The 14,031-nt window shown below is 41.6% G+C and carries 11 protein-coding genes; all 11 read right to left on the reverse strand.

The features are described 5' to 3' along the window. Positions 1-28: 28 nt before the first annotated feature. Genes ACK13D_RS13595 through ACK13D_RS13645 form a run of 11 tightly spaced genes read right to left on the reverse strand, consistent with a single transcriptional unit; the run spans position 29 to position 13,593 of the window. Positions 29-1,144 carry a glycosyltransferase family 4 protein gene (locus tag ACK13D_RS13595; RefSeq protein WP_060680577.1) on the reverse strand — a complete coding sequence of 372 codons (1,116 nt, stop codon included), beginning with the start codon at positions 1,142-1,144 and terminating at the stop codon, positions 29-31. Beyond that, positions 1,141-2,304 (reverse strand): glycosyltransferase family 4 protein, encoded by a 1,164-nt coding sequence (locus tag ACK13D_RS13600; protein WP_081113816.1) that lies wholly within the window; start codon positions 2,302-2,304, stop codon positions 1,141-1,143. The genes ACK13D_RS13595 and ACK13D_RS13600 overlap by 4 nt, the downstream gene beginning before the upstream one ends. Further along, a complete protein-coding gene (locus ACK13D_RS13605) occupies positions 2,280-3,182 on the reverse strand; it encodes a GDP-mannose 4,6-dehydratase (RefSeq protein WP_187495737.1) in 903 nt (300 codons plus the stop codon). Before ACK13D_RS13605 ends, ACK13D_RS13600 begins: the two co-directional genes overlap by 25 nt. A 1-nt stretch (position 3,183) precedes the next feature. Then, the gene (gmd, locus tag ACK13D_RS13610; protein ID WP_033778797.1) at positions 3,184-4,218 is read right to left on the reverse strand and encodes a GDP-mannose 4,6-dehydratase; all 1,035 of its coding nucleotides are present in this window, start codon (positions 4,216-4,218) and stop codon (positions 3,184-3,186) included. Positions 4,219-4,229: 11 nt separating this feature from the next. Continuing rightward, positions 4,230-7,481, reverse strand: a complete 3,252-nt coding sequence (locus tag ACK13D_RS13615) for a glycosyltransferase (RefSeq protein ID WP_418796621.1) — start codon at positions 7,479-7,481, stop codon at positions 4,230-4,232. Positions 7,482-7,483: 2 nt separating this feature from the next. Continuing rightward, positions 7,484-7,900 carry a hypothetical protein gene (locus ACK13D_RS13620; protein ID WP_033778793.1) on the reverse strand — a complete coding sequence of 139 codons (417 nt, stop codon included), beginning with the start codon at positions 7,898-7,900 and terminating at the stop codon, positions 7,484-7,486. Between the two features lie 10 nt (positions 7,901-7,910). Then, the gene (locus ACK13D_RS13625) at positions 7,911-8,783 is read right to left on the reverse strand and encodes a class I SAM-dependent methyltransferase (protein ID WP_033778791.1); all 873 of its coding nucleotides are present in this window, start codon (positions 8,781-8,783) and stop codon (positions 7,911-7,913) included. Positions 8,784-8,790: 7 nt separating this feature from the next. After that, positions 8,791-9,990, reverse strand: a complete 1,200-nt coding sequence (locus ACK13D_RS13630) for an ABC transporter ATP-binding protein (RefSeq protein WP_187495739.1) — start codon at positions 9,988-9,990, stop codon at positions 8,791-8,793. After that, positions 9,990-10,784, reverse strand: coding sequence for an ABC transporter permease (locus tag ACK13D_RS13635; protein ID WP_031591346.1), 795 nt, complete (start codon positions 10,782-10,784; stop codon positions 9,990-9,992). Before ACK13D_RS13635 ends, ACK13D_RS13630 begins: the two co-directional genes overlap by 1 nt. After that, entirely contained in the window at positions 10,781-12,163 is a 1,383-nt protein-coding gene (cpsG, locus tag ACK13D_RS13640) for a phosphomannomutase CpsG (RefSeq protein WP_060680583.1), read from the reverse strand. Before cpsG ends, ACK13D_RS13635 begins: the two co-directional genes overlap by 4 nt. Before the next feature lie 14 nt (positions 12,164-12,177). Further along, positions 12,178-13,593, reverse strand: a complete 1,416-nt coding sequence (locus tag ACK13D_RS13645; protein ID WP_010248114.1) for a mannose-1-phosphate guanylyltransferase/mannose-6-phosphate isomerase — start codon at positions 13,591-13,593, stop codon at positions 12,178-12,180. Positions 13,594-14,031 lie beyond the last annotated feature (438 nt).

The raw sequence follows: 14,031 nt of genomic DNA on the forward strand, positions 1-14,031 counted from the left end.
CGCGCAGATGAAATTATCTGAAAATAAATCACACACTTAACAAGGATTTATAAAGCTTGGTATAGCTTTGAATCATTCTATCTGCTGTGAAAAGGGCTTCAAAGCGTGCCAGCGCAGCCGCACCATAGGTCGTTGCCAGCTCGGGGTTCTGCCAGATTTCATCCATCGCCCGTCGTAATGCTGCGGGATCGGATGGAGGGACGACTAATCCAGTGACCCTATCAATATTAATAAAGGTTGTTCCCGTTCCGATCTCGCTGGAGATTAGTGGTTTTGAATAGAGAGCACCTTCCAGTAAGGAGATACCGAATGCTTCTGAACGTAAATGAGACGGGAAAACCAGACAGGTACATAACTGTAGCAAGGCAGATTTTTCGCTGTCTTCCAGCGCACCCAGGAAATGGATATTGTTCACGCCTAACTGCTGCGCCTGCGATTTCAGCTCAGCCTCAATAGGTCCTGCACCAACCACAACGATTGGATAATGGCTGTTCTTTGCCGCCTCGATTAAGATATGCAGGCCTTTGTAATAGCGAAACGTTCCAATAAAGAGAAAGAAGCCATCCGGAAATCTTGCCTGCCATTTTTGCAGAACGGCAGGATCGTTATTTTGATAAAACTGTTTATCAAGACCGTAAGGAATAACTTCAACTTTATCTTTGAACTGCTGCAGGACCGGGCTACTTTCAACATAGTTTGGCGACGCGGCAACGATGCGGTCTACACTGGAGAGAAAGCGGTTCATCAACGGCGTATAGAGCCTTAACAGCACCTTCTGTTTAACAATATCAGAATGATAACTCACTACTGATGGCTTTTTGATGCCAGCGGCAAAATGCATAAAGTCCATAAAGGGATACGGGAAGTGGTAATGGATGATATCCGCCTTCTGAGCCAGTTCCCTGAACTCTTTTATCGCTGAATAAGAGAATGGCGTGGAAGCAAACTCACACTGCGTTTTTACCCGATGAATCTGATGATTATCCAGCGTGTTTTGTTTGTTTTCAAATTGGGGACTATGAGTAAAAACAACAGACTCAATACCTGATTTAAAACCACCTTCTGCGAGCTGATAAATAACCTGCTCGATGCCGCCAAAAGTATCAGGGTAGTAGGTTTTGTAACAGTGTAGAACTTTAATCATATATATCTTGCGACCTGCTCATAAGCTTCAATGGTTTTATCCGCACACAGTGACCATGAAAATTCGCGGGCACGCGCTAATCCCGTATCAATCATACGGCGCTTTTCATCAGCGTTTTCAATCATCATCTGGATGTAATTTGTCAAAGCATGAACGTCCTGAGGTTCATGCATTAATGCTGCATCTCCAGCGACTTCCGGAAGTGATGTTGCATTTGAGCAGATCACGGGCGTTCCTGATGCCATCGCTTCAAGAACCGGCAAGCCGAAACCTTCATAGATTGAAGGGAAAACAAAGCTCGTTGCAGCACTGAATAAAAACGGCAGATCTTTACCGGGTACAAAACCTAAATATTTTAGCCACCCTTCTCTCTCGCCCTTGTCAAAGAGTTTAAAGAGTTGCTCATTTTCCCAACCCTTATAACCACTAATGACTAACGGGAAAGCGGATTTTTCCTGAGCGGGCAGACGATCATACGCCTGAAGCAATGTCAGGATATTCTTTCTTGGTTCAATCGTGCCGGTATATAGAAAGAAACGTCGCCACTTAAGATTGTATTTTTCAAGAACATGTTGTGTTTCTGCTTCATCCCGGGGATGAAAATGTTCATTACAGGCCAGAGGAGCTACGGCAATCTTATGATCTTCAATACCAAAGAAATCAATTAACTCATTCTTTGTGTAATAAGAGTCAGTAATCAACATCGATGCACGCGAAACGGTATTTCTTAACTCTTTTTGCATCAGGTGAACACGTCCAGCCGGATGAAATTGAGGCCAATGGAATACTGACAGGTCGTGAAAGGTGGCAACACAATGTTTCACGCGAGGAGGTAGATAATAGTTTGGACTATGAAATATATGATTCTTAAAATGCCTCAGCGCCATCATTTTCATTACCGGGAAAGTCAGGCGATATATTTCACTTACTGTTTTGCTTCTTTGTAACTTACGCTTTATAGATTGAACCGATTGAGCAGACTCACTCGCGACTGCTAGTGAGTCGCGAGTCTTAGTGCCATGAAGAAACGTCAGCGCGACGTTATCTCTTTCTTGAAGCTGTTTAGCAAGCTCAAACGCATAACGGCCAATACCGGTTAAAGGATATTTAATACAGTCCGTAGAATAAACGACGTTTATTGCTTTGCTTCCAGCATCCATTTCAGGGTATCTCTAAGAGGGATTTTAGACGAAGTCTCACCGACTAAGCTACTGAGCAAAGTGATATCGCCACAAAGTTCTTTAATTTCATTAGGCCGCATAAAATCAGGATTAACTTCAATCTTAATATCATGGCCTGTCAGGGATTGACAGAGATCAACGACTTCCCTCAATGAATGCATTTTACCTGAAGCGACATTGACAGTCTGACCAGATGAGCGGGAATGCAGTAACGCGGAATAGCTTTTAACGACGTCACGCACGTCGGAAAAATCACGCCATACATCTATGTTGCCCAGCTCAATGACATCTTTTCTCTCACGAAAATGTTTGACGATTTTCGGGATCAGGAAATTTTCTGCCTGACCGGCGCCGGTGTAATTGAATGGCCGGGTAATAATAATCGGCAATTTTTCATAAAACAGACTGGTCATATACTCCATTGCCAGCTTGCTTACCGCATAGTCATTTGCAGGTCTGGCAGGAACTGACTCTGCTAATTTTCCCGGTGTGTTATTACCGTAAACATTAGCACTGCTGGCGATCAAAACTGCATCCGGCATTTTTGCTGATTCGCTAAGAGCCTGTAATAGATTACGCGTACCGCAAAGGTTTACACTATAGAACGCATTCGGGTCGGCATGACCAACAAAAGCGATGGCTGCAAGATGAACAACGACGTCAGGCTGAATACTGTCCACAGAATTTTTTACCTGTGCTGCATTCGTAAGATCAACCTGAAAATAGCGTGAGGAATTCTGGGCGGGAGTTGAACCGAAACCATAAACTTCATATCCGGCAGCGGATAAATCCGCTGCCATATATTGGCCGGTAAAGCCCTTGATCCCAGTGATCAATGCTTTTTTGCCATTAGTCATATCAGAAGGAGAACCCTTGTTTATTGCGGCGCAGATCTTCTTCTACCATCATCGCGCACAATTCTTCGAGCGTAGTTTTTGGTTCCCAGCCCAGAATGTCTTTCGCGCGCTGTGGATTACCAATCAGTAATTCTACTTCAGCAGGACGATAGAACTTAGGATTGACCTTAACCACCACTTTATTAGTGGCTACATCAATTGCAACTTCCTGGTCATCTTTGCCTTCGAAGCGCAATTCAATGCCAGCAGCTTTGAACGCCATTGAAACGAAGTCACGGACTGTTTCAGTGCGGTTGGTTGCCAGGACAAATGTATCTGGCTCATCAGCCTGCAGCATACGCCACATGCCTTCAACATATTCCTTAGCAAAGCCCCAGTCACGCTTGGCGTCCATGTTACCTAACTCAAGCACATCCAGCTTACCGAGCTTAATTTTGGCTACAGAATCGGTGATCTTACGGGTCACAAACTCCTGTCCACGCAGTGGTGATTCATGGTTAAACAGAATGCCGCTTGATGCGAAGATGTTGTAGCTCTCACGGTAGTTAATTGTCATCCAGTGGGCATACAACTTTGCGACGCCATACGGGCTACGTGGATAGAAAGGCGTATCTTCTTTCTGCGGAATAGCCTGTACTTTACCAAACATCTCTGAAGTAGACGCCTGATAGAAACGAATTTTAGGGTTAACGATGCGAATAGCTTCTAACAGGTTTACCGGACCAATACCTGTAATTTCAGCTGTGGTCAGTGGCTGGTCAAAAGAAACACCTACAAAGCTCTGAGCCGCAAGGTTGTAGACTTCGGTCGCTTTGCTTTCCTGAAGTAAACGAATGCTTGATGACAGGTCAGTCAGGTCATATTCGACAAGGTGAAGATTAGGATTGCTTTTAATCCCTAATTCTTCGATACGCCAGAAGTTCACTGAACTTGTACGGCGATAAGTACCAAAGACTTTATAACCTTTATCAAGTAACAATTCGGCTAAATATGCGCCATCCTGACCAGTGATGCCTGTAATAACTGCAGATTTCATAAAATAGTACCTTAAACCAGGGTGTTATAGAGATCGATAGATTCTTTAGCGGAGTTGTACGATGACAGTTCTCTGACTCGTAGCAATGCACCTTCGCTAAGTTTAGCTACTACACTGTCATCGTTGTTTAACAACGCGATTTTATCAGCAAGTGCCTGTGAGTTACCATCTTCAAAAAGCAACCCACAATAGTTATTAATAACAACTTCAGGAATCGCGCCTGAGTTGCTTGCGATAACGGGCTTACCATGTACAAACGCTTCAAGGGGCACTAAACCGAAAGATTCGTATCTTGATGGGAAAATTACGACATCACTTAATGCATAAATTTTCTCACGATCAAAATCATTAACTTCTCCGAGATACACGATATTGTCATGATCCTTAAAGCGATCTTTCAAAATACTTCTGATATCGATTGAAGAGCTTCCGGCTATTATAAAACATGCATTGTTATTATTAAGATGCTCCAGATTGAATTTCTCAATTGCGTCTAATAATACATCAATACCTTTTCTTAATTCCAGCCGACCTAAAAACAGGAATTTTTTCTTGTTCTTAATTTTCTCATCACTCAAATCAGGGAAATTTTCTAACTTCGCATAACCCTGAGATACCTCATAATAAGGCCAGTAGGCTATCCCAGCATGGATCTTGTGATATTTAACACTTTCAGACGGTGAGTATTTTTCAATGAATGTTTTCTTGATTGATTCGCTTATAGGGATAACAGCATTAGCATTGTTAACAATTTCTTTTTCGAAGAACGATAAATAGTCAACATCTTCAGTCTTCATATTCCAGGCATTTTTTTCATTAGCTACCTTCAGTGGCGTAACTAATCTAACCACTAAAGGAATATCGAGATTTTTATTAATCAGGCTGAATGAATAGACTTCAGAATCCCAAAGACATGAATCGACAACTGAGATGGGATGAATCTCGTTGAGACTATCAATCTCTACTGCCACTCTTGTAGACCAACTGACAATAGCGTTAGCAATGTTTGAATCATCAATATAAACGTGATTGATAGATTGTTTTTCGAGTGCTATTAGTTTAAATCGGCCTCGCTCTAAAACATTTTCCTCATCGCTTTCAATAATCACACTTACAAAGTGGCCAGCCAGTAGCAGTTCGCTCACCAAATGATAATAAAGCGTGCCTATCCCGCCAGAGCGGGTAAATGGTGGGAACTCTTTACTGACTACAACTATGTGAAGTCGTTTGTAATCTGTTGCCTGAGATTTAAAAGGAAGAAATTCGTCAGGTTTTAAGCTTTCGTAGCTCAAAAGTTTTGGTGAATTATTAGCTGCACTCAACCCAGCATCAAAACCTCGCCAAATTTCGGCCAGATATTTATCACACTCTTCTTTACTAATTTCTTTCTTATTAAAACCAGTTTGTATGTAGTCGACTCTCTCGCGCTTAACAATAGATTCCAGTTCTTCAATCAAAAAACTCCGACTTGCTTTAGAATACGTCAGCGCAAAATAAACAGTATTTTTTACTATAGAATACCAGTTGTAGCCATATTTATTGGTTCTGTTTTCACTTTGCGCGAATTCATGTCTGAGATATGCATCTGCGCAGTGGTTTATAGAGAAACCATTTTTAATCAATCTAAAACAGAGATCAGTTTCGTCCAGAAAGTAGTCGTATTCTTCGTCAAATCCACCACACTCAATTAAATAATCACGTCTGAAAACAGAGTTAGTACCAAGAAGCGTTCTGTTGTATTCAGGATCATTTTTAATATTATCGTTAGGATCTACGATTCCACTACCAAAATGATCGACAAATATATCCCTGGCCTGAAAGTTTAGTGTCCCAGCGTAATAAGTCGGACCGCCAGCACCTGCAACGAATGAGTGCGTACTGTTAAAGTAATTTACCAGGTTTTCAAACCAGTCAAAAAACGGTATGGCATCATCATCAATAAAAGCGACAAGATCACCTGAAGCAGCTTTAATACCTATATTTCTAGATATAGACAAGTTTTTAACTGGATTGTCGAATACTTTAATCAGATGAGACCATTTTTTTAAAACATCTGAAGTGTTATCGGTAGATGGCCCATTAACAACAATAACCTCGAAATTGTTACTATAGCTTTTTTCAAGGTAATCCAGGCATCTGTCTAAATGGTCTCCTCGATTGAGAGTACAAATAACAACAGAAACTGTTTTAAATTGATCTTTATCAGGTAGAATCGTTGACAGGAAACTATCTGCATATCCTTTCCAGGAACTATAGTTATTTTTAGTCAGGACATCATTTTGATAATCTATTAAAATTTTCCGGTAAATATTATCGTTTAGCGATTTAGTTAATAATCCTTCCAGTTCAATAGAGTCGTTAAATATACCGGGAGAGCCTGATAGTGTCTCATACACAGCCGCCTTATTTAAGGCCAGTACAGGTAATTGATATTGCGATGCTTCAAGCAACGGTACACCAAATCCTTCATGTTCACTAAAAGAAATAAAACAGGAAGCATTTTTATAATACTCATCTAATTCTTCTTCAGATACAGAACCAGTAAGTATCACTTCATTTTTTAAGCCCAGGTCATTAATAAGCTGGACAACTTTCTTGTAGTAGGCCGAGGAAGTATCGTATTTACCAACTAAAAAAAGTTTATTAACCGAATTTTTCTTCCTGTATTGAGAAAAAAATTCAACTAACTTGTGCTGACATTTGTTTTCACAAATCCTGCCAACAAATAGAAGATTTTTTTCAACCTCATCAACCGTTCTAAGTTTATCAAGCTTACGATCATCAATGATGATAGGAAGTTTTAGTGTTCTGCTCTCTTTAAACCCAAGATTAATTATCTCCTGAATGTTATAAAAGCTATCACCTGTTACAAAACTAAACTTATCAATTATTGAACTTAACTGGTCTCTACCTTTTTTACAGAGCTCATAAAGAAATGAATTCTTCTCAAAAAAATAGTGTGGCGTAATATTATGATAATGTAGTACTTTGAATCCCTTTGAGGAAACAACTTTCTCAGCGCAATATTCAGAATAAGCAGAGAAATGAAAGAGTATAATATCATCATCAGTTGTCTGTAAATGATCGATGAACTTTATCAATGACTCTCTTTCAGGATGAAAATGCCGTGCATAAATTTCTGATTTCAAACCATATGCGCTTTTAACATACTCATCAATATTGACGACATGATTCGAACATGCATCATACATATCCAGAGATTCGATTACCTGGATAAAACGTCCCGAGAAATGTTCGTACATATTCAGCCTCTGACCTTAATATAAATTTTTCTTGCAAGATCGAAAAGAGTTTTGTTTCTACGCAATATTTTTACTGCGGCATATTTAAAACTGCCTTTAACCCTGACTTTTGATTTCGGATGAAGAGCCAGAAGGTTAATAAATATAAAAGGACTTGCCCTGAATCTATCTATGAATGAATAGCCCTCAATATTTTCAGGTGAGACTTTGGTGATCAAAACAACAATAATTTTTCGATAATCATCTTTGCATAAAGTAATCAATTCATTAATTTCAAACTGAGTGGTCTTAAAAAGAAACCTCAACTCTTTAGGCAAAATATTAATGCCCGTTCTTTCAGTTTGTCTTCTTTCTGAACGAGCATCTTCGATTGTCTCTAAAATGCTTTTGTTTGCGGAGACAATTTTTTCTTTGTTCATATAAACTCCATTATTTAATTGCGAGAACTTCCATTTCTCTGCAGAGGCCATTCTTTCTGTTGTCTTCTACTAACGTTACAGTAGTAAATCCTGCATCAGTAAGCATCTTTTTTAACGAGTCGACTGAGAACATGATGTAATGGAAGTCACCTTCATAATCTTGTGCTCCATAAGTGACTTTCCGCAGATCGTCAAAACTCATGGTGCCACTGACGTAATCCTTAATCATACTATCTGCGTCAGGTGTTACTAATTTTAGTACTCCGCCAGTTTTGAGCTTCTTGTACCAGTGTGGGAAAATAACTCTGGTCAGTTCTAATTCAGTAAAATGCTCAATCAGATGTGCAGCATAAATTTCTTCCAATGCTTCATCATCAAATACTAAATCGCTCGCGCTACAGATGACATCAACTCCAGGTAACTCCCTGGCATCAACGTTTATATAACCCTCAGGTTGAACGTGACCGCAACCGATATTGATCTTTCTCCAGCCGAGGTTATCGAATTTATCTGAGGATATTATCTTTGTTTCAATTTCTTTTTTGTTATCTCTGTCTGTTAGCGTACCTGTTTTCAGACGTAACTCGAACATAAATTCTTCGCGCACAAATTCAAGTCTGTCCTGAAGATTGTGCACAAGCTGCTCAATAACAGCGCTCTTATCATCAGCCTGATCAACCTCTACCGGAATTAACTGGCTCTTTTCTTCATTTACTGCATCAAACTTATCGTCAATAGATGCTATTTTATGATTTAAATTTTCAACTTTAGCATCTACAGATAGCACTTTTTCATCAAGGCTCGTCACCTTGTTTTCTAATCTACTGATGACATCAATAATATTATTAAATTTATTCTTGAATTCACTGATAATATTCAACATAATTTTCCTAGATTGTTGTTACGGTGCAGGTGTTTTCAAGCCAGGCGCTGCCGACAAATATTTTTCCAGGCGCTATTACATTAAATTGTCCTAAACCATCCTTCCAATGGAAACATTCTTCGTAGTGATCCCTTTCTTTGTGTAATGCAGCTGAAATACTGTATTCACCAACCCCTATATTCATATTAAATTTAAATCTAACGATCTTTTTACCTGGCTCATTCATGTCAATGTTATGAGCGAGAGTATTAGTTCCAAAAACAATGTTGCCAAGGCGGTCTCTGATATGAAAGCCAAGTGTTAAACCTGAACGAACTTCTTTGTTATCAATGGCAAAACATAAAGAACTGTCTTCAGCCACGTTAACAACTTCAGTTTTTTGACCTGCTGAATTTTCAAGAAAGAACTCAGTAATAACCGCTTTTTTATTGCCAGATTCAGATTTACCATTTTCTGCATTTATAGCATTCTGTTCTGAACTTTTAGAAAGCTTAGCATTATACAAGTTCATCACATCTGTAGGAGCGCCATCGGCAACAACTTTACCTTTATCCAATAAAATCGCTCGGGTACAGATATTAGCTATGGCAGCCTGATCATGGGAAACGATGAGCAGAGTTGTACCCTGTGCTTTAAACTCTCTGATTCTGTTAAAGCATTTGGCCTGAAAATAAGCATCCCCTACCGAAAGTGCTTCATCCACGATGAGCAACTCTGGTCTGACGGCAGTCGCGACAGCAAATGCCAGTCTGACTTGCATCCCGCTTGAATAGGTTCTGACGGGTTGATCTATATATTCGTTTATTTCTGCAAATGCTTCTATCGCTGGCATCAAATCTTTTATTTGAGCGCTATTCAATCCCATTAACTGGCCAGACATATACACATTGTCTCTACCAGTAAAATCAGGATGAAAACCCATACCTAACTCAAGCAAAGCTGCCACTCTTCCTGTTACAGACACGCTTCCTGAAGTTGCAACCGTTGTGCCAGTAATAATTTTTAACAGCGTACTTTTGCCAGCACCATTCATTCCAATGATTCCGACAGACTCTCCGGCACCAACATTAAAATTAATACCTTTCAAGATATCGATGGTAGTGTGGCATTTCTTATAACCTAAAGATGCCCATTCGATAAGACGATGGTTTTTTTTAGGGTAGTTTTTATAGCTCTTTGTGACATTATTTACTGAAATTATATTCATCAGAGTTCATCTACCATTTCGCCAGCATGTTTGCGGTAAAGATAAAATGCAGTAATATTAAAAAATATTGCAAGTATCAGTGCTAAAGTTACATGGTCCCATTCAGGGGCTTGATGATTAACAAATATGTTTTGATATCCCATTATGATGCCAGTCATTGGATTCATCAAAAGCCAGTGTCTGGCCCACTCAGGTAGGATATTTATTAGGTAAATTACTGGGGTAAACCAAAACCAGAACTGAAGGACAATGCTCATAAATTGGCCTACATCTCTGAAGAAAACATTTAAAACACCAAGTGTAATCCCCAGACCGGTAGCAAAGAGTATTTGAATAGCCAGGAGCGGAATAATATATAGGATTTCAAAACCAGGGAAATTCCCTGATAAAAGAAGGAAGATTAAATAGAGAGAAAAAATTATCAAAAAGTTCGTAAAAGAAACACCTATTGAAATAATTGGCAAACAGATTCGCGGGAAGTTAAGTTTCTTTAAATAATTTCCACTATCAACAAATACATTTATTAATCTTGCTACTAATTCTGAGAAAAGGCCCCAGGTCAATAATCCGGCACAAAGATAGATGCTATATGCAAAAGGACCATTGTTATCTGGCATCCTCGCTTTCATCACTTCAGAAAAAATTACAGTATAGACTGTAATCATAGCTAAAGGTTGAAGCACTAACCATGCAGCGCCAAATATACTTGTCTGATATCTGCTCTTAAAATCACGTATTATACTGTTTAATATAAAATCACGATATCCGGCCGCAGCCATTAATGACTTTATCATTTATTATTTCCTTGAATAACATCAATCAATTTTTTGGTATTTAATTCCATTTCACGTAAGCATCCCCGACTCTCAACATTGATTCTTAACAGAGGCTCGGTATTAGAGTTTCTTACGTTTACTCTCCATTTTTCAAATTCAATGCTTACTCCGTCAATATAGTTTTCATTGACACAGTCTTTTAAATATTCGGCCTTAATAGTTTCAATAACTTTGAAAGTATCTTTCACTTTAAAGTTAATCTCACCACTGCAGGGAAACGCTTTCATTCTTTCCGAAACCAGCCCGGAAAGTGTCTCCCCTTTCACTGCCAGCAGCTCTGCCACCAGCAGCCATGGAATCATACCGCTGTCGCAGTAAGCGAAGTCACGGAAATAGTGGTGCGCACTCATCTCACCACCGTAAACCGCGTCTTCTTCACGCATGCGCTCTTTGATAAACGCATGACCGGTTTTAGACATCACCGGAATACCACCCGCTTTGGTCACCACATCAATGGTGTTCCAGGTCAGACGCGGATCGTGAATAATTTTCGCTCCTGGCTCTTTCTTGAGGAACGCTTCGGCTAACAGCCCAACGATGTAGTAACCCTCAATGAACTCTGCATTCTCATCAAACAGGAAGCAGCGATCAAAGTCACCGTCGAAGGCGATACCCATATCGGCCTGATGCTCACGCACCGCATCAGAAGTGTCTTTGCGACACTCCGGCAGCAGCGGATTTGGGATACCATTCGGGAAGTTACCGTCAGCTTCATGATGTACTTTGATGAACGTTACTGGCGCATTCGCCTGCTTAAAGCGTTTTTCAATTTCATCAATGATATGACCTGCAGCACCGTTACCGGAGTTGATCACCAGCTTCATTGGTTTAGTGAAGTTGCTCAGGTCGATGTAACCCATCAGGTGATCGACATACGCATCCAGCACAGAAATCTGTTTATAGCTGCCGCGCTTACTCTCTTCTACCGGAGCAAAGTCATTCGCTTCAGCCAGGCGCTGCACGTCACGCAGACCGGTATCACCACTGACCGGGCGAGCACCTTCCCGTACCAGTTTCATCCCGTTGTAGTTCATGGGATTGTGGCTGGCAGTCACTTCAATGCCGCCATCAATGCCTAAATGAAACGTGGCAAAATAGATCTCTTCTGTTCCGCTCATACCAATGTCGAGCACATCGGTGCCCGCATCCCGCAGTCCATTAGCCAGTGCCAGCTTTAACGACTCGCTGGTCAGGCGGACATCGCCGCCCACCACGATCGTTTTTGGCCGGATAAATTCACCATAGGCGCGGCCAATGCGGTAAGCGATGTCTTCATTCAGTTCAGTGCCTAACTCGCCGCGGATGTCATAAGCTTTAAAACAGGTCAGTGCTGCCATGATCGTGTCTGTCCTTACTTACTTGCAAACTGTTGTTTAATCAAAATGAGGTCGTCATCACCAAGGTAAGAACCCGACTGGATTTCCAGAAGTTCCAGAGGGATTTTGCCTGGATTTTCTAAGGTATGCGGGTGACCGATTGGAATAAAGGTTGACTGGTTTTCTGTCAGCAGCAGGGTTTTATCCTGAATAGTGACTTTCGCTGTGCCTGAGAGGATCACCCAGTGTTCGGTGCGGTGATAATGCATCTGCAGTTCGAAGGCTTCACCCGGCTTAACCGTAATGCGGTTAACGTTGAAGCGGCCAGTATTGACCACCAGATCGCAACGTCCCCATGGCCAGTAAGTTTCACGATGGCGGCGATATTCGCTGCGGCACTCGCTCTTCAGGAACTCAACCACTCGCTTAACATCCTGTACCTGGTCTTTACGTGCAACCAGCACAGCATCTTTGGTGTTCACAATGACCAGGTTTTCAACGCCAATGGCGGCAACCAGCTGGTCTTCACTGTTGATATAGCAGTTTTTGGTGTTGTGCAGGAAGGTATCGCCCTTCAGGGAGTTGCCGTGAGCGTCTTTGTCGTTTACTTCCCACAGTGCAGACCATGAACCGACATCACTCCATCCGGCTGCCAGCGGGACGACCACAGCGGCATCGGTCTGTTCCATTACGGCGTAATCCACTGACTCGTCAGGACAGGCGATAAAATCATCTTTATCAATACTGATGAAATCATTCCCTTCTTTCACGTTAGCCATGGCTCGACGGCAGGCTTCCAGAATATCCGGACGAAATTTCTCCAGTTCCTGCAGATAGCGTTTAGCCCGGAACATGAACATGCCACTGTTCCAGTAGTATTCACCGGACTCAAGATACTGCTCAGCGGTGCTCTGATTCGGTTTTTCAACAAAGCGCTGAACCTGATAAGGGCCGCTTTCTGCGCCTGGCAGTGCTTCGCCACGCTGAATGTAGCCATAGCCGGTTTCCGGACCGGTTGGCACAATACCAAAAGTCACCAGCTTGCCCTGTTTGGCATAGGCGGTGGCGACTTTGATAGCCTGATGAAACGCAGCACGGTCTTCAATCACGTGATCGGCGGCCAGCACCAGCAGAACCGGATCATCACCCTGCTCTACGGCGTTCAGCGCAGCCAGCGCGATGGCCGGAGCAGTGTTACGCCCTACCGGTTCGAGAATGATGTTATGGGATAGCTTGTTAATTTGTCGCAACTGCTCGGCAACCAGGAAACGATGTTCCTCGTTACAGATGACCATCGGTGCACGCGCTTCGACACCGCTCAGACGATTAACCGTCTCCTGCAGCATGGAGTGCTCACCGTGCAGACAGATGAACTGTTTTGGGTAAAGTTCGCGGGAAAGGGGCCATAAGCGGCTGCCGGTTCCTCCGGCCATGATTACGGGAAGTAACATTCCACATCCTCTAACAAATTTAAACATGCTATGCATATAAGCGGGTCAATTTTTATTCATTATGAATAAACAGCCACGCTACCGCCCCTGGCTTGCAGCAACCAATGCGCTGTGTGATAGGAATCTTACCTTCACAGGTTAGCTTGTCGATGCGCTGATTATATTTTATTCAATCGCATACGGGTTCCGGGATAACACCAAATAGTACATTTTGTGCGGCAAAAATAATATGCCTAATCTTTCATTGCCACTGACAAAACTTAAGAGTGACTAAACATTGATCTCATCCTGCATGAGTAAATGTAATCACTGGCAAAACAGCATAGTAGCGTATGAGGAATCGCGCTTTGCGCCTCTTCACACAGTCGGATTAGCCGCTATTGTGATTAAACGCTATAGAAGCCAGACCAGGATAATTCCGTATTAAGTCATCAGTCA

This window comes from Pantoea sp. K16 (assembly GCF_048452805.1).
Classification (GTDB): domain Bacteria; phylum Pseudomonadota; class Gammaproteobacteria; order Enterobacterales; family Enterobacteriaceae; genus Pantoea; species Pantoea agglomerans.